We start from the raw sequence: 16,254 nt of genomic DNA, 5'->3' as shown, positions 1-16,254 counted from the left end.
GGCTTGAAACCTGAGTAAAAAACCGTCTGTGGATAACCATCAATTTAATCCACAGGCTTAAAGCACTTATCCAAGGGCCTCATTGGCACATGACCACAGACTTTTGAATCGCTGTACACATTGAATATAAAGGGCTGTAGAGATCTATCCACAGAAACGTTGCTCAGTAGAAATAAACATAAAAACAAAGATTTAATAAATTTCTCTCTTTTAATTTCTATTGTCTGTGATTCATCCACAGCTGGTTAAATTTTGTGCAAAGGGTTCTTTAGGAAGGGCGAAGTCCCTATACTTGCCGCCATAGCTCCAAAACTCTTTCAACAGACAATTCCTGATTACCTACATAAGCAGGCACGAGGTGCGTGGTGGATTTCCCTTCCCGTTTTGAAGTGATCGTCATCGGCGGCGGTCATGCCGGTACCGAGGCAGCACTGGCGTCAGCACGCATGGGCGTAAAAACCCTGTTGCTTACGCACAACGTGGAAACCCTCGGTGCCATGAGTTGCAACCCCGCTATTGGCGGGATTGGCAAAAGCCATCTGGTCAAGGAAATCGATGCCCTTGGCGGTGTAATGGCGATGGCCACCGACAAAGGTGGTATTCAATTTCGCGTGCTAAACAGCCGTAAAGGCCCGGCCGTAAGGGCTACCCGAGCCCAGGCCGACCGCATCCTGTACAAGGCAGCGGTGCGCGAAACCCTGGAAAACCAGCCGAACCTGTGGATATTTCAGCAGGCTGCCGATGACCTGATCGTCGAGCAGGACCAGGTACGCGGTGTCGTCACGCAAATGGGTCTGCGTTTTCACGCGGATTCGGTAGTACTGACCACAGGGACGTTCCTCGGCGGACTTATCCACATCGGTATGCAAAATTATTCCGGTGGTCGCGCTGGTGATCCGCCGTCGATTGCCCTGGCAAAACGTCTGCGTGAACTGCCGCTGCGCGTCGGCCGCTTGAAAACCGGTACCCCGCCACGCATTGACGGGCGCTCTGTGGATTTCTCGGTGATGACCGAGCAAGCCGGCGATACGCCGATCCCGGTGATGTCGTTCATGGGTTCCAAAGAACAGCACCCCAAACAGGTCAGTTGCTGGATTACCCACACCAACGCCCGTACCCACGAAATCATTGCCGCGAACCTTGATCGTTCGCCGATGTATTCCGGGGTAATCGAAGGCATTGGCCCGCGGTATTGCCCGTCGATCGAAGACAAGATCCACCGCTTTGCCGACAAGGAAAGCCACCAGGTCTTTATCGAACCCGAAGGCTTGACCACTCACGAGCTGTACCCCAACGGGATTTCCACCTCGCTGCCGTTCGATGTGCAGATCCAGATCGTGCAATCGATTCGCGGTATGGAAAATGCGCACATCGTGCGTCCCGGCTACGCCATTGAGTACGACTACTTCGACCCGCGTGATCTGAAATACAGCCTGGAAACCAAGGTGATCGGGGGTTTGTTCTTTGCTGGCCAAATCAACGGGACCACCGGTTACGAAGAAGCCGGCGCCCAAGGTTTGCTGGCCGGAACCAACGCGGCATTGCGTGCACAAGGCAAAGACAGCTGGTGCCCGCGTCGTGATGAAGCGTACATCGGCGTATTGGTCGATGACCTGATCACCCTGGGCACCCAGGAACCGTACCGCATGTTCACTTCCCGCGCGGAATACCGTCTGATCCTGCGCGAAGACAACGCCGATCTACGCCTGACTGAAAAAGGTCGCGAGTTGGGCTTGGTCGATGACGCGCGCTGGGCTGCCTTCTGCAAAAAACGTGAAAGCATTGCGCTTGAAGAGCAACGCCTGAAAAGTACCTGGGTTCGCCCAGGCACCGAGCAGGGCGACGCGATCGCGGAAAAATTCGGCACGCCGTTGACCCATGAGTACAACTTGCTCAACCTGCTTTCTCGTCCGGAAATCGACTACGCTGGTCTGGTTGAAGTGACAGGCCAGGGCGCAGAAGACCCACAAGTCGCCGAACAGGTGGAGATCAAGACCAAGTACGCCGGTTACATTGATCGCCAGCAGGACGAAATCGCCCGGCTGCGCGCCAGTGAAGACACCAAGCTGCCTGTGGATATTGACTACACCGGGATTTCCGGGTTGTCGAAAGAAATTCAAAGCAAGCTGGGGATAACTCGGCCGGAAACCCTCGGGCAGGCTTCACGTATCCCAGGCGTCACCCCAGCAGCTATTTCGCTGTTGATGATTCATTTGAAAAAACGCGGCGCGGGCCGTCAGTTGGAGCAAAGCGCTTGAGTTCGTTGGTCACCTCGCAACACGCCGAAGAGTTATCCACAGGGGCGCGCCAGTTGGGCGTAGCGTTGACCGAGGTCCAGCATGAGTTACTGCTGGGCTACCTGGCCCTGTTGATCAAATGGAACAAGGCCTACAACCTGACCGCAGTGCGTGATCCAGACGAAATGGTCTCGCGCCATCTGCTCGATAGTCTCAGTGTGATGCCGTTCATCGAAAACGGTCGCTGGCTGGATGTCGGCAGCGGCGGCGGGATGCCTGGTATTCCGCTGGCCATCCTGTTTCCCGAGTCGCAAGTGACCTGCCTGGACAGCAACGGCAAGAAAACCCGCTTCCTGACCCAGGTCAAACTCGAACTCAAGCTGGACAACCTGCACGTTATCCACAGTCGCGTCGAAGCCTTTACGCCTGAACAGCCTTTCCACGGAATTGTTTCCCGGGCGTTCAGCAGCATGGAGAACTTCAGCAACTGGACTCGCCATCTAGGCGATCGCGACACGCGCTGGCTGGCAATGAAGGGCGTCCATCCAAGCGACGAGCTGTTAGCATTGCCGGCAGACTTCCACCTCGATAGCGAACACGCCTTGGCCGTCCCCGGTTGCCAAGGCCAACGCCATCTGCTGATACTGCGCCGCACGGCATGATTGGGAACACAAGCAAGAATGGCTAAGGTATTCGCGATTGCGAACCAGAAAGGTGGTGTGGGTAAAACCACCACCTGTATCAACCTCGCAGCATCCCTGGTCGCCACCAAGCGTCGGGTGCTGTTGATCGATCTCGATCCACAGGGCAACGCCACCATGGGTAGCGGTGTGGATAAACACGGCCTTGAAAACTCGGTCTACGATTTGCTGATTGGTGAATGTGACCTGGCCCAGGCCATGCACTATTCCGAGCACGGTGGTTACCAACTGCTGCCGGCCAACCGCGATTTGACCGCGGCGGAAGTGGTGTTGCTGGAAATGCAGATGAAAGAAAGCCGTCTGCGCAGCGCCTTGGCACCTATCCGCGAGAATTACGACTACATTTTGATCGACTGCCCGCCGTCGCTGTCGATGCTCACACTCAACGCGCTGGTTGCCGCCGATGGGGTGATTATCCCCATGCAGTGTGAGTACTTTGCCCTTGAGGGCTTGAGCGACCTTGTGGATAACATCAAGCGTATCGCCGAGTTGCTCAACCCGAACCTGAAAGTCGAAGGCTTGCTGCGGACCATGTATGACCCGCGCCTGAGCCTGATGAACGATGTCTCGGCGCAGCTCAAGGAACATTTTGGCGATCAGTTGTACGACACCGTGATTCCACGCAACATCCGCCTGGCCGAAGCACCAAGCTATGGCATGCCCGCGCTGGCGTACGATAAATCCTCGCGTGGTGCCATTGCCTACCTGGCGCTGGCTGGCGAGATGGTTCGTCGTCAACGCCGCAATTCACGCACCGCTGCAGCCCAGCCAACTTAAGGAATCCCCATGGCCGTCAAGAAACGAGGTCTCGGACGTGGACTGGATGCACTCCTGAGTGGTCCGACCGTCACATCGCTTGAAGAACAAGCGGTGCAGGCCGACGAGCGCGAGCTGCAGCACTTGCCCCTGGACCTGATCCAGCGCGGCAAATACCAGCCACGCCGGGACATGGATCCCCAGGCGCTGGAAGAACTGGCCAACTCGATCAAAGCCCAGGGCGTGATGCAACCGATTGTGGTGCGCCCAATTGGCAGTGGTCGCTTTGAGATCATCGCCGGTGAACGTCGCTGGCGCGCGAGCCAACAGGCTGGCAAGGAAACCATCCCGGCGATGGTGCGTGATGTGCCGGATGAAACTGCCATCGCCATGGCGTTGATCGAGAACATCCAGCGTGAGGACCTCAACCCGATCGAAGAAGCGATCGCGTTGCAGCGTTTGCAGCAGGAATTTCAGCTGACCCAGCAACAAGTGGCCGAGGCGGTCGGAAAATCCCGTGTCACGGTTTCCAACTTGCTGCGTCTGATCGCCTTGCCGGAAGTCATCAAGACCATGTTGTCCCATGGCGACCTGGAAATGGGCCACGCTCGTGCTTTGCTGGGTTTGCCGGAAAATCAACAGGTTGAAGGGGCGCGACACGTTGTCGCACGAGGGCTCACCGTTCGTCAGACCGAGGCCCTGGTTCGCCAGTGGCTCAGCGGTAAACCTGCACCGGTTGAAACCGCCAAACCTGATCCGGATATCGCGCGCCTCGAGCAGCGCCTGGCCGAGCGGCTAGGCTCTGCGGTGCAAATTCGCCACGGCAAGAAGGGCAGAGGCCAACTGGTCATCGGATATAACTCTCTCGATGAGCTTCAGGGCGTCCTTGCCCACATCCGCTGAAACATTTGCTTATGTAGCGCGTGATCGGAAATCACTACCCGACAGTTGAATAGGGGCAGAACCGCCCCTATACTCTGCGCGCATTTTGTCGGCACAAATTATGCCAAGTTATTGATTTCCGGCAGCCGACCATTGAGGAGCAAGAGTGATGGAAACCCGCACGCCAAACACGTTGCCGTTCCATCGCTTGGCTGTTTTTCCGGTTTTGTTGGCTCAATTTGTCATTTTGCTGATCGCCGCTTTGGCGCTTTGGTACTGGCATGGAGTCGTAGCCGGATATTCAGGACTCTGCGGAGGCCTGATAGCCTTGCTGCCCAATATGTATTTTGCTCACAGGGCCTTTCGGTTTTCCGGCGCCCGAGCAGCCCAGGCTATCGTGCGGTCTTTTTATGCCGGCGAAGCAGGGAAACTGATTTTGACGGCAGTGCTGTTTGCACTGACCTTTGCAGGTGTGAAGCCATTGGCGCCGCTGGCTGTATTCGGCGTCTTCGTGTTGACCCAACTGGTCAGCTGGTTCGCTCCCCTGCTAATGAAAACAAGACTTTCGAAACCTTAGGGCGTTTGAGGCAACCATGGCAGAAACAACCGCTTCGGGCTATATCCAGCACCACTTGCAGAACCTGACCTTCGGTCAGCTTCCTAATGGCGGCTGGGGCTTTGCCCACACCGCAGCAGAAGCCAAAGAAATGGGTTTCTGGGCTTTCCACCTGGATACTCTGGGTTGGTCGGTCGCATTGGGTCTGATCTTCGTCCTGATTTTCCGCATGGCGGCAAAGAAGGCGACTTCCGGTCAGCCAGGTGCTTTGCAGAACTTCGTTGAAGTATTGGTCGAATTCGTCGATGGCAGCGTGAAAGACAGCTTCCATGGCCGTAGCCCGGTGATTGCACCGTTGGCACTGACCATCTTCGTCTGGGTATTCCTGATGAACGCCGTCGACCTGATCCCGGTGGACTGGATCCCTCAGTTGGCCATGGCGATCTCCGGCGATCCGCACATCCCATTCCGTGCCGTATCCACCACTGACCCGAACGCTACCCTGGGCATGGCCCTGTCGGTGTTCGCGTTGATCATTTTCTACAGCATCAAGGTCAAGGGCATCGGCGGCTTCATCGGCGAACTGACCCTGCACCCGTTCGGCAGCAAGAACATCTTCGTTCAAGCCCTGCTGATCCCGGTGAACTTCCTGCTGGAATTCGTGACCCTGATCGCCAAGCCGATTTCCCTGGCTCTGCGACTGTTCGGCAACATGTATGCCGGCGAGCTGGTGTTCATTCTGATCGCTGTGATGTTCGGCAGCGGTCTGCTCTGGCTTAGCGGCCTGGGCGTAGTACTGCAGTGGGCGTGGGCTGTGTTCCACATCCTGATCATTACCCTGCAGGCCTTCATCTTCATGATGCTGACCATCGTCTATCTGTCGATGGCGCACGAAGAGAACCATTAAGACCAGTCTCGACTAGTCTGATGTCCTTCCCGGTCAAACGGGAAGGTGGCCCAACAGGGCTATGAAACGATTTGTTTTACCGCTTTAAAATCTAAAAAACCTAAACCATACGACGTAAAAGTCGGGAGGAAAGATGGAAACTGTAGTTGGTCTAACCGCTATCGCTGTTGCACTGTTGATCGGCCTGGGCGCCCTGGGTACTGCCATTGGTTTCGGCCTGCTGGGCGGCAAATTCCTGGAAGGCGCAGCGCGTCAGCCAGAAATGGTCCCAATGCTGCAAGTTAAAATGTTCATCGTCGCCGGCCTGCTCGACGCCGTGACCATGATCGGCGTTGGTATCGCACTGTTCTTCACCTTCGCGAACCCCTTCGTTGGTCAACTCGCTGGCTAATCACTCGAATTTTCGAGTGATTGGGGTGATGGACAACGAATGAGCGAGGTGTTGGCGTGAACATTAATGCAACCCTGATTGGCCAATCCGTTGCGTTCTTCATTTTTGTAGTGTTTTGCATGAAGTTCGTGTGGCCTCCGGTCATCGCGGCTTTGCACGAACGTCAGAAGAAGATCGCGGATGGTTTGGACGCTGCCAGCCGTGCAGCTCGCGACCTGGAGTTGGCCCACGAGAAAGTGGGTCAGCAACTGCGCGAAGCTAAAGCACAGGCAGCCGAGATCATTGAGCAAGCCAAGAAACGCGGTAACCAGATCGTCGAAGAGGCTGTTGAAAAAGCCCGCGTCGAAGCTGACCGTGTGAAGGCTTCGGCTCATGCCGAGATCGAACAGGAACTGAACGGCGTCAAAGACGCGCTGCGTGCCCAACTGGGTGCTCTGGCGGTCGGCGGTGCTGAGAAGATCCTCGGTGCCACAATCGATCAAAACGCGCACGCGGAGCTGGTTAACAAACTGGCTGCTGAAATTTAAGCGAGGGCGATCATGGCAGAACTGACCACGTTGGCCCGACCTTACGCTAAGGCAGCCTTCGAGCACGCCCAGGCCCACCAGCAGCTGGCCTCTTGGTCAGCCATGCTCGGCCTGGCTGCAGCAGTGTCGCAAGACGACACCATGCAGCGCGTGCTCAAGGCCCCGCGCCTGACGAGCGCAGACAAGGCCGCCACTTTTATTGAAGTGTGCGGCGACAAGTTTGATGTGAAGGTGCAGAACTTCATCCACGTCATTGCCGAAAACGACCGTCTCCCGCTATTGCCGGAGATCGCCGCTCTGTTCGACCTGTACAAGGCCGAAGCAGAGAAATCGGTAGACGTTGAAGTGACCAGTGCTTTCGCATTGAACCAAGAACAGCAAGACAAACTCGCCAAGGTTCTCAGTGCACGACTCAATCGGGAAGTGCGCCTGCAAGCTTCGGAGGACGCATCCCTGATTGGTGGTGTTGTTATCCGTGCCGGCGACCTGGTTATCGATGGCTCGATTCGCGGCAAAATCGCGAAACTTGCCGAAGCATTGAAATCTTGAGTTTGAAGGGGCAGCAGAGCAATGCAGCAACTCAATCCTTCCGAAATAAGTGAAATTATCAAGGGCCGCATCGACAAGCTCGATGTGACCTCCCAAGCCCGTAACGAAGGCACTGTCGTCAGCGTATCTGACGGCATCGTGCGGATTCACGGTCTGGCCGACGTAATGTACGGCGAGATGATCGAGTTTCCGGGCGGCGTCTACGGTATGGCCCTCAACCTGGAGCAAGACTCCGTAGGTGCCGTTGTATTGGGCGCGTACACCAGTCTGGCTGAAGGCATGAGCGCCAAGTGCACAGGCCGCATCCTGGAAGTTCCGGTTGGTAAGGAACTGCTGGGTCGCGTAGTCGACGCACTGGGTAACCCTGTTGACGGTAAAGGTCCACTGGGCAACACCGAGACCGACGCGGTCGAGAAAGTTGCTCCAGGCGTGATCTGGCGTAAGTCGGTAGACCAGCCTGTACAGACTGGCTACAAGGCTGTCGATGCCATGATCCCGGTCGGCCGTGGCCAGCGTGAGCTGATCATCGGTGACCGTCAGATCGGTAAAACCGCTCTGGCGATCGACGCGATCATCAACCAGAAAGACAGCGGCATTTTCTGCGTCTACGTAGCCATCGGTCAGAAGCAATCGACCATCGCCAACGTGGTTCGCAAGCTGGAAGAAAACGGCGCCCTGGCCAACACGATCATCGTGGCTGCCAGCGCTTCGGAATCTCCTGCGCTGCAATTCCTGGCACCGTACTCCGGTTGCACCATGGGTGAATTCTTCCGCGACCGCGGTGAAGACGCGCTGATCGTTTATGACGATCTGTCCAAGCAAGCAGTGGCTTACCGCCAGATTTCCCTGCTGCTGCGCCGTCCACCAGGCCGTGAAGCCTACCCAGGCGACGTGTTCTATCTCCACTCCCGTCTGCTGGAGCGCGCTTCCCGCGTTTCGGAAGAATACGTAGAGAAGTTCACCAACGGCGCAGTGACCGGCAAAACCGGCTCCCTGACCGCACTGCCGATCATCGAAACCCAGGCTGGCGACGTTTCCGCGTTCGTTCCGACCAACGTGATTTCCATCACTGACGGTCAGATCTTCCTGGAATCGGCCATGTTCAACTCCGGGATCCGTCCTGCTGTGAACGCCGGTGTTTCGGTATCCCGTGTGGGTGGTGCCGCTCAGACCAAGATCATCAAGAAGCTCTCCGGTGGTATCCGTACCGCTCTGGCTCAGTACCGTGAACTGGCGGCATTCGCCCAGTTCGCTTCTGACCTGGACGAAGCGACCCGTAAGCAACTTGAGCATGGTCAGCGCGTTACCGAGCTGATGAAGCAGAAGCAATACGCCCCAATGTCGATCGCTGACATGGCGTTGTCGCTGTATGCCGCTGAGCGTGGGTTCCTGACCGACGTTGAAATCGCCAAGGTCGGCAGCTTTGAACAAGCGCTGATTGCTTACTTCAACCGCGATCACGCCGAATTGATGGCGAAGATCAACGTGAAGGGTGACTTCAATGACGATATCGACGCTGGCATGAAAGCCGGTATCGAGAAGTTCAAGGCCACCCAAACCTGGTAAGCCGCAGCGGGAGCCGCAAGGCTCCCGCTTGCTAACCTGATAGGTGTTACATGGCAGGCGCAAAAGAGATTCGCAGTAAGATTGCGAGCATCAAAAGCACGCAAAAAATTACCAGCGCCATGGAAAAAGTGGCGGTCAGCAAAATGCGCAAGGCACAAATGCGCATGGCTGCTAGCCGTCCTTATGCGGAGCGTATCCGCCAGGTAATTGGGCATCTGGCCAACGCCAACCCGGAATACCGCCACCCGTTCATGATCGAGCGCGCCGTCAAGCGTGCAGGTTATGTGGTAGTGAGCAGTGACCGTGGTTTGTGCGGTGGTCTGAATACCAACCTGTTCAAGGCCCTGGTCAAGGACATGGCGGTAAACCGCGAAAACGGCGTCGAGATCGATCTGTGTGTGGTGGGTAGCAAGGGTGCGGCCTTTTTCCGCAACTTCGGCGGTAACGTCGTTGCAGCTATCAGCCATCTGGGTGAAGAGCCGTCGATCAATGATTTGATCGGCAGTGTGAAGGTGATGCTGGATGCGTACCTGGAAGGCCGTATTGACCGCCTTTCCGTGGTATCCAACAAGTTCATCAACACCATGACCCAGCAGCCAACCGTGGAGCAATTGATTCCACTGGTGGCGACTCCGGATCAGGAACTCAAGCACCACTGGGACTACCTCTACGAACCAGACGCCAAAGAGCTGCTTGATGGCTTGATGGTGCGCTACGTGGAGTCGCAGGTGTACCAGGCGGTGGTCGAGAACAACGCAGCTGAACAAGCGGCGCGGATGATCGCGATGAAAAACGCTACCGATAACGCCGGTGATCTGATCAGCGATTTGCAGCTGATCTACAACAAGGCGCGTCAGGCTGCGATCACCCAAGAGATCTCGGAAATCGTCGGCGGCGCTGCCGCGGTTTAACGGTTCAAATATTCAGAGGATCCAGCTATGAGTAGCGGACGTATCGTTCAAATCATCGGCGCCGTTATCGACGTGGAATTTCCACGCGACAGCGTACCGAGCATCTACAACGCGCTGAAAGTACAAGGCGCGGAAACTACCCTGGAAGTTCAGCAACAGCTGGGCGACGGCGTAGTTCGTACCATTGCGATGGGTTCCACCGAAGGCTTGAAGCGCGGTCTGGACGTTGTCGACACTGGCGCTGCCATCTCCGTACCGGTCGGTAAAGCGACCCTGGGCCGGATCATGGACGTACTGGGCAACCCGATCGACGAAGCTGGCCCGATCGCTACCGAAGAGCGCTGGGGCATTCACCGCGCAGCACCTTCGTTCGCAGAACAAGCGGGCGGCAACGACCTGCTGGAAACCGGCATCAAGGTTATCGACCTGGTTTGCCCGTTCGCCAAAGGCGGTAAAGTCGGTCTGTTCGGTGGTGCCGGTGTAGGCAAGACCGTAAACATGATGGAACTGATCCGTAACATCGCCATCGAGCACAGCGGTTATTCCGTGTTCGCCGGTGTGGGTGAGCGTACTCGTGAGGGTAACGACTTCTACCACGAGATGAAGGACTCCAACGTTCTGGACAAAGTGGCACTGGTTTACGGTCAGATGAACGAGCCGCCGGGAAACCGTCTGCGCGTAGCACTGACTGGCCTGACCATGGCCGAGAAGTTCCGTGACGAAGGTAACGACGTTCTGTTGTTCGTCGACAACATCTACCGTTACACCCTGGCCGGTACTGAAGTATCCGCACTGCTGGGCCGTATGCCTTCTGCAGTAGGTTACCAGCCGACCCTGGCTGAAGAGATGGGCGTTCTGCAAGAACGTATCACTTCGACCAAGGAAGGTTCGATCACCTCGATCCAAGCGGTATACGTACCTGCGGATGACTTGACCGACCCGTCGCCAGCCACCACCTTCGCCCACTTGGACGCCACCGTCGTTCTGTCCCGTGACATCGCTTCCCTGGGTATCTACCCAGCGGTCGATCCACTCGACTCGACTTCGCGCCAGCTGGATCCGAACGTGATCGGCCAGGAGCACTACGACACCGCTCGCGGCGTTCAGTACGTGCTGCAGCGTTACAAAGAACTGAAGGACATCATTGCGATCCTGGGTATGGACGAGCTGTCGGAAGCCGACAAGCAGTTGGTAAACCGTGCTCGTAAGATCCAGCGTTTCTTGTCGCAGCCGTTCTTCGTGGCTGAAGTCTTCACCGGTGCCTCGGGTAAATACGTTTCCCTGAAAGACACCATTGCTGGCTTCAAAGGCATCCTCAACGGTGACTACGACCACCTGCCAGAACAAGCGTTCTACATGGTCGGCGGCATCGAAGAAGCGATCGAGAAAGCCAAGAAACTGTAATCCAGGCGCCCGGCAACGGGCGCTCATCAGGTTGAGGCAATCAGATGGCTATGACAGTCCATTGCGATATCGTCAGCGCGGAAGGGGAAATTTTCTCCGGTCTGGTCGAGTTTGTAACAGCGCACGGCGACTTGGGTGATCTTGGTATCGCCATGGGTCACGCCCCGCTGATCACAAGCTTGAAGCCAGGTCCGATCACTCTGACCAAGCAAGGCGGGGAAAAAGAGGTGTTCTACATCTCTGGTGGTTTCCTCGAGGTTCAGCCGAACATGGTCAAGGTACTTGCCGACACCGTGCAACGTGCTGGCGACCTGGATGAAGCCTCCGCTCAGGAAGCCGTCAAGGCTGCCGAGAAGGCCCTGAACGAAAAAGGCGCAGACTTCGACTACAGCGCTGCTGCAGTTCGTCTGGCCGAGGCTGCAGCTCAGCTGCGCACGCTCCAGCAGATCCGCAAGAAGTAAGCGGCCTTGCCGTTACACTTCATGCGTGATTGATTAAAAAGGGTGGCCTCGGCTACCCTTTTTCTTTTTTTGCAAAACACTTCTTTGGTCTGAACCCGGACCGCCCAGGATTGGTAGCCATTCATGTCTCTTGAAATCGTCATTCTCGCCGCAGGCCAGGGCACCCGTATGCGTTCAGCCCTGCCCAAGGTGCTGCACCCGGTCGCGGGTAACTCCATGCTGGGTCATGTTATCCACAGCGCCCGGCAATTGGACCCGCAACGTATTCATGTGGTGATTGGCCACGGTGCAGACGTGGTCCGTGAGCGTCTGGCTGCGGACGATCTGAATTTCGTATTGCAAGACAAGCAACTGGGCACCGGCCACGCTACCGCGCAAGCTGTGCCCTTCATTACCGCCGACACGGTGCTGATCCTCTATGGCGATGTACCGCTGATTGAAGTAGAAACCCTGCAACGACTGCTCAAGCACGTAGTGCCTGGCCAGATGGGCTTGCTCACCGTTGAGTTGGACGACCCTACCGGCTATGGCCGCATCGTGCGCAATGCCGACGGCAAGGTTGCCGCGATCGTCGAGCACAAGGACGCCAGTGAAGCCCAGCGCGCCATTACCGAAGGCAACACCGGCATTCTTGCCGTCCCTGCCGATAAGCTGGGCGACTGGATGAGCCGTCTGTCCAACAACAATGCCCAGGGCGAGTACTACCTCACCGATGTCATTGAGATGGCCGTCAGCGATGGCCTGGTGGTCGCCACTGAGCAGCCCCACGACCCGATGGAAGTGCAGGGCGCCAACGACCGCAAGCAGCTTGCAGAGCTGGAGCGTCACTACCAGTTGCGTGAAGGCCTGCGTCTGATGGCCCAGGGCGTGACCCTGCGTGACCCGGCGCGTTTCGATGTGCGTGGCGACGTAACAGTAGGCCGCGACGTGCTGATCGATATCAACGTGATCCTCGAAGGCCGGGTGATCATTGAAGACAATGTGGTCATCGGCCCGAACTGCGTTATCAAGGACAGCACCTTGCGCAAAGGCGTGGTCGTCAAGGCCAACAGCCATGTCGACGGTGCCGTGATGGGTGAGGGCAGCGATGCGGGGCCGTTTGCGCGCTTGCGTCCAGGTAGCGAGCTGGGGGCCAAGGCCCATGTGGGTAACTTTGTCGAACTGAAAAACGCACACCTCGGCGAAGGTGCAAAAGTCGGTCACCTGACTTACCTGGGCGATGCCGTCATCGGCGCCCGCACCAACATTGGTGCCGGCACCATCACCTGCAACTATGACGGCGCCAACAAGTACCAGACGACGATTGGTGAAGATGTATTCATTGGCTCCAATAACTCGCTGATTGCACCCGTCACCATTGGCGATGGTTCAAATACGGCGGCAGGCTCGACCATCAACCAGGATGTGGATAAGTCCCAGCTGGCGGTAGCCCGCGCCCGTCAACGCAATATCGACGGTTGGAAACGCCCGGTCAAAATCAAGAAGACCTGAGTTGTCCACAGCCTTGGCAGCGTCAAAACTCCAATGTGGGAGGGGGCTTGCTCCCGATAGCGGTGGACCAGTCAACTCATCAGGTGACTGACACACCGTCATCGGGGGCAAGCCCCCTCCCACATTTGCCGGTGTTGTTCGAAAAATAGTTATCGCCCCAGCTTGACGATCTTTCGCCAATAGGTTTTGATTGCCTTCGTTATCTTTCGGAACGAAACTTATCACTGCCATGTCGAAACGAAATACTCCCCAGCGGCGCCACAATATCCTGACCTTGCTCAATGAGCAGGGCGAAGTCAGCGTGGACCAACTGGCCAAGCGTTTCGAAACTTCGGAAGTCACCATCCGCAAGGACTTGGCCGCCCTCGAAAGTAACGGCCTGCTCCTGCGTCGCTACGGTGGCGCAATCACCATGCCCCAAGAGCTGGTAGGCGACGCCGCCCAGCCCATCTCGGCCTACAAGCGTGCCATCGCGCGTGCGGCCGTGGTGCGCTTGCGTGAACATGCGCGCATCATCATCGACAGCGGCAGCACCACCGCCGCCATGATTCCGGAACTCGGTCATCAACCCGGGCTGGTGGTTATGACCAACTCCTTGAATGTGGCCCGCGCCCTGAGCGAACTGGAACATGAACCGGTGCTGTTAATGACCGGCGGTACCTGGGACCCGCATTCGGACTCGTTCCAGGGGCAGGTCGCCGAGCAGGTGCTGCGTTCCTACGATTTCGATCAGTTGTTCATTGGCGCCGACGGCATCGACTTGCAGCGCGGCACCACCACCTTCAACGAACTGCTGGGCCTGAGCCGTGTGATGGCTGAGGTCGCCCGTGAAGTGGTGGTGATGGTCGAGTCCGACAAGATTGGCCGCAAGATCCCCAACCTGGAGCTGCCCTGGAGCAGCGTCCATACCCTTATTACCGATGATCGCCTGCCACTTGAGGCCCGCGACCAGATCCAAGCCCGCGGCATTACGCTGATATGCGCGGCAGTCATCTAGGAGAAACACCATGTGTGGAATTGTTGGCGCAGTCGCCGAACGTAACGTAACTGCTATCCTGATCGAAGGCCTCAAGCGCCTGGAATACCGCGGCTATGACAGCGCAGGCGTGGCTGTCTTCACCAACGCCGGCAAGCTGGAGCGTATGCGCCGCCCGGGCAAGGTCAGCGAGTTGGACCAGGCTCTGGCCGGCGAGCCTCTGGCGGGTCGCCTGGGTATCGCCCACACCCGTTGGGCCACCCACGGCGCGCCGTGCGAACGCAACGCCCACCCGCATTTTTCCGGTGACCTGGCGGTGGTGCACAACGGCATCATCGAAAACCACGAAGTGCTGCGTGAGCAACTCAAGGGCCTGGGCTACGTGTTCACCTCGGACACCGACACCGAAGTGATCGCCCACCTGCTCAACCACAAGCTCAAAGACCACAGTGACCTGACCACGGCCCTCAAGGCCACAGTCAAAGAGCTGCACGGCGCCTACGGCCTGGCCGTGATCAGTGCCAGCCAGCCTGACCGCTTGGTTGCCGCGCGCAGTGGCAGCCCATTGGTAATCGGCCTGGGCCTGGGCGAGAACTTCCTTGCCTCCGACCAACTGGCCCTGCGCCAGGTGACCGACCGTTTCATGTACCTGGAAGAAGGCGATATTGCCGACATCCGCCGTGAAAGCGTACAGATCTGGGACGTTGACGGTCAGTCGGTCGAGCGTGAAGCCGTGCAATACCGCGACGGTGCCGAAGCCGCCGACAAAGGCGAGTTCCGCCACTTCATGCTCAAGGAAATCCACGAGCAACCATCCGTGGTGCAACGCACCCTGGAAGGTCGCCTGAGCCAGAACCAGGTGCTGGTCAACGCCTTCGGCCCGCAAGCCGCCGAACTGTTCGCCAAAGTGCGCAATGTACAAATCGTTGCCTGTGGCACCAGCTACCACGCCGGTATGGTCGCGCGTTATTGGCTGGAAGAATTGGCCGGCATCCCGTGCCAGGTCGAAGTCGCCAGCGAGTTCCGCTACCGCAAAGTGGTGGTGCAGCCAGACACCCTGTTCGTGACCATCTCCCAGTCCGGCGAAACCGCCGACACCCTGGCTGCCCTGCGCAACGCCAAGGAGCTGGGCTTCCTCGGCAGCCTGGCCATCTGCAACGTCAGCATCAGCTCCCTGGTGCGTGAATCCGACCTGACCCTGCTGACCCAAGCCGGTCGCGAAATCGGCGTAGCCTCCACCAAAGCCTTCACGACTCAACTGGTGGGCCTGCTGCTGCTGACCCTGTCCCTTGGCCAAGTGCGCGGCACCCTCGCCGAAGGTGTCGAAGCCACCCTGGTGGAAGAACTGCGTCGTCTGCCCACCCGCCTGGGTGAAGCCCTGGCCATGGACAGCACCGTGGAAAAAGTCGCCGAGCTGTTCGCTGACAAGAACCACACCCTGTTCCTGGGCCGTGGCGCGCAATACCCCGTGGCAATGGAAGGCTCGCTGAAACTCAAGGAAATCTCGTACATCCACGCTGAAGCCTACCCGGCCGGTGAGCTGAAGCACGGCCCACTGGCCCTGGTGGATGACGACATGCCGGTGGTCACCGTCGCGCCGAACAACGAACTGCTGGAGAAGCTCAAGTCCAACCTGCAGGAAGTACGCGCCCGTGGCGGCCAACTGATCGTCTTCGCAGACGAGAAGGCGGGCATGACCAATGGCGAAGGCACTCACGTGATCAACATGCCGCACATTCACGACACGCTGTCGCCGATCCTCTACACCATCCCGCTGCAGTTGCTGTCGTACTACGTCGCCGTGCTCAAAGGCACCGACGTTGACCAGCCGCGTAACCTGGCTAAGTCGGTGACGGTGGAGTAAGGCTTACTGACGTACCCAAAAGGGGCTGTTTTCAACAGCCCCTTTTTTACGTTTTGGATTCGCTTAATTCAAGGA

At 57.5% G+C, this 16,254-nt stretch carries 16 protein-coding genes; all 16 read left to right on the top strand.

The genetic code is table 11. The features are described from left to right. The first annotated feature begins 365 nt into the window (after window positions 1-365). The gene (gene mnmG / locus E4O98_RS01705; RefSeq protein WP_005792607.1) at window positions 366-2,258 is read left to right on the top strand and encodes a tRNA uridine-5-carboxymethylaminomethyl(34) synthesis enzyme MnmG; all 1,893 of its coding nucleotides are present in this window, start codon (window positions 366-368) and stop codon (window positions 2,256-2,258) included. After that, window positions 2,255-2,899, top strand: coding sequence for a 16S rRNA (guanine(527)-N(7))-methyltransferase RsmG (gene rsmG, locus E4O98_RS01700; RefSeq protein ID WP_032878612.1), 645 nt, complete (start codon window positions 2,255-2,257; stop codon window positions 2,897-2,899). Before mnmG ends, rsmG begins: the two co-directional genes overlap by 4 nt. 18 nt (window positions 2,900-2,917) lie before the next feature. Further along, window positions 2,918-3,715: a ParA family protein gene (locus E4O98_RS01695; protein ID WP_005792605.1), complete on the top strand. Its 798-nt coding sequence runs from the start codon at window positions 2,918-2,920 to the stop codon at window positions 3,713-3,715. A 9-nt stretch (window positions 3,716-3,724) separates the two neighbouring features. Next, a complete protein-coding gene (locus E4O98_RS01690) occupies window positions 3,725-4,597 on the top strand; it encodes a ParB/RepB/Spo0J family partition protein (RefSeq protein WP_248134002.1) in 873 nt (290 codons plus the stop codon). Window positions 4,598-4,745: 148 nt separating this feature from the next. Beyond that, window positions 4,746-5,153, top strand: a complete 408-nt coding sequence (locus E4O98_RS01685) for a F0F1 ATP synthase subunit I (protein ID WP_010565865.1) — start codon at window positions 4,746-4,748, stop codon at window positions 5,151-5,153. 16 nt (window positions 5,154-5,169) lie between these two features. Continuing rightward, window positions 5,170-6,039 (top strand): F0F1 ATP synthase subunit A, encoded by an 870-nt coding sequence (atpB, locus tag E4O98_RS01680; protein ID WP_003195886.1) that lies wholly within the window; start codon window positions 5,170-5,172, stop codon window positions 6,037-6,039. Between the two features lie 133 nt (window positions 6,040-6,172). Further along, complete coding sequence (atpE, locus tag E4O98_RS01675) at window positions 6,173-6,430, top strand: F0F1 ATP synthase subunit C (RefSeq protein WP_002555987.1); 258 nt, start codon at window positions 6,173-6,175, stop codon at window positions 6,428-6,430. Between the two features lie 56 nt (window positions 6,431-6,486). Beyond that, on the top strand, window positions 6,487-6,957 hold the full coding sequence (locus E4O98_RS01670) for a F0F1 ATP synthase subunit B (protein ID WP_003195835.1): 471 nt from the start codon (window positions 6,487-6,489) through the stop codon (window positions 6,955-6,957). A 12-nt stretch (window positions 6,958-6,969) separates the two neighbouring features. Then, the gene (locus E4O98_RS01665) at window positions 6,970-7,506 is read left to right on the top strand and encodes a F0F1 ATP synthase subunit delta (RefSeq protein ID WP_003195833.1); all 537 of its coding nucleotides are present in this window, start codon (window positions 6,970-6,972) and stop codon (window positions 7,504-7,506) included. Window positions 7,507-7,527: 21 nt separating this feature from the next. After that, window positions 7,528-9,072, top strand: coding sequence for a F0F1 ATP synthase subunit alpha (gene atpA / locus E4O98_RS01660; protein WP_003195831.1), 1,545 nt, complete (start codon window positions 7,528-7,530; stop codon window positions 9,070-9,072). 50 nt (window positions 9,073-9,122) lie between these two features. Beyond that, entirely contained in the window at window positions 9,123-9,983 is an 861-nt protein-coding gene (atpG, locus tag E4O98_RS01655) for a F0F1 ATP synthase subunit gamma (protein WP_005792602.1), read from the top strand. Between the two features lie 27 nt (window positions 9,984-10,010). Beyond that, a complete protein-coding gene (atpD, locus tag E4O98_RS01650; protein ID WP_003195827.1) occupies window positions 10,011-11,387 on the top strand; it encodes a F0F1 ATP synthase subunit beta in 1,377 nt (458 codons plus the stop codon). A 44-nt stretch (window positions 11,388-11,431) separates the two neighbouring features. Continuing rightward, window positions 11,432-11,848 (top strand): F0F1 ATP synthase subunit epsilon, encoded by a 417-nt coding sequence (locus tag E4O98_RS01645; protein ID WP_005792601.1) that lies wholly within the window; start codon window positions 11,432-11,434, stop codon window positions 11,846-11,848. Window positions 11,849-11,971: 123 nt separating this feature from the next. Beyond that, a complete protein-coding gene (glmU, locus tag E4O98_RS01640) occupies window positions 11,972-13,339 on the top strand; it encodes a bifunctional UDP-N-acetylglucosamine diphosphorylase/glucosamine-1-phosphate N-acetyltransferase GlmU (RefSeq protein WP_032878616.1) in 1,368 nt (455 codons plus the stop codon). 229 nt (window positions 13,340-13,568) lie between these two features. Next, window positions 13,569-14,336 carry a DeoR family transcriptional regulator gene (locus E4O98_RS01635; protein ID WP_032878617.1) on the top strand — a complete coding sequence of 256 codons (768 nt, stop codon included), beginning with the start codon at window positions 13,569-13,571 and terminating at the stop codon, window positions 14,334-14,336. Window positions 14,337-14,346: 10 nt separating this feature from the next. Beyond that, a complete protein-coding gene (gene glmS / locus E4O98_RS01630) occupies window positions 14,347-16,179 on the top strand; it encodes a glutamine--fructose-6-phosphate transaminase (isomerizing) (protein WP_005792598.1) in 1,833 nt (610 codons plus the stop codon). Window positions 16,180-16,254 lie beyond the last annotated feature (75 nt).

The sequence above is a fragment of the Pseudomonas sp. W2Jun17 genome (assembly GCF_023127795.1).
GTDB classification, from domain to species: Bacteria; Pseudomonadota; Gammaproteobacteria; order Pseudomonadales; family Pseudomonadaceae; genus Aquipseudomonas; species Aquipseudomonas synxantha_A.
Note: the sequence above shows the minus strand (reverse complement) of the source record. Positions and strands in the feature narration are given on the sequence as shown.

Bases quoted from the DNA above. Each gene is read 5' to 3' on its own strand.
- E4O98_RS01695 (WP_005792605.1), top strand. From the start codon at position 2,918: ATGGCTAAGGTATTCGCGATTGCGAACCAGAAAGGTGGTGTGGGTAAA.
- E4O98_RS01690 (WP_248134002.1), top strand. From the start codon at position 3,725: ATGGCCGTCAAGAAACGAGGTCTCGGACGTGGACTGGATGCACTCCTG.
- E4O98_RS01685 (WP_010565865.1), top strand. From the start codon at position 4,746: ATGGAAACCCGCACGCCAAACACGTTGCCGTTCCATCGCTTGGCTGTT.
- atpB (WP_003195886.1), top strand. From the start codon at position 5,170: ATGGCAGAAACAACCGCTTCGGGCTATATCCAGCACCACTTGCAGAAC.
- atpE (WP_002555987.1), top strand. From the start codon at position 6,173: ATGGAAACTGTAGTTGGTCTAACCGCTATCGCTGTTGCACTGTTGATC.
- E4O98_RS01665 (WP_003195833.1), top strand. From the start codon at position 6,970: ATGGCAGAACTGACCACGTTGGCCCGACCTTACGCTAAGGCAGCCTTC.
- atpA (WP_003195831.1), top strand. From the start codon at position 7,528: ATGCAGCAACTCAATCCTTCCGAAATAAGTGAAATTATCAAGGGCCGC.
- atpG (WP_005792602.1), top strand. From the start codon at position 9,123: ATGGCAGGCGCAAAAGAGATTCGCAGTAAGATTGCGAGCATCAAAAGC.
- atpD (WP_003195827.1), top strand. From the start codon at position 10,011: ATGAGTAGCGGACGTATCGTTCAAATCATCGGCGCCGTTATCGACGTG.
- E4O98_RS01645 (WP_005792601.1), top strand. From the start codon at position 11,432: ATGGCTATGACAGTCCATTGCGATATCGTCAGCGCGGAAGGGGAAATT.
- glmU (WP_032878616.1), top strand. From the start codon at position 11,972: ATGTCTCTTGAAATCGTCATTCTCGCCGCAGGCCAGGGCACCCGTATG.
- E4O98_RS01635 (WP_032878617.1), top strand. From the start codon at position 13,569: ATGTCGAAACGAAATACTCCCCAGCGGCGCCACAATATCCTGACCTTG.
- glmS (WP_005792598.1), top strand. From the start codon at position 14,347: ATGTGTGGAATTGTTGGCGCAGTCGCCGAACGTAACGTAACTGCTATC.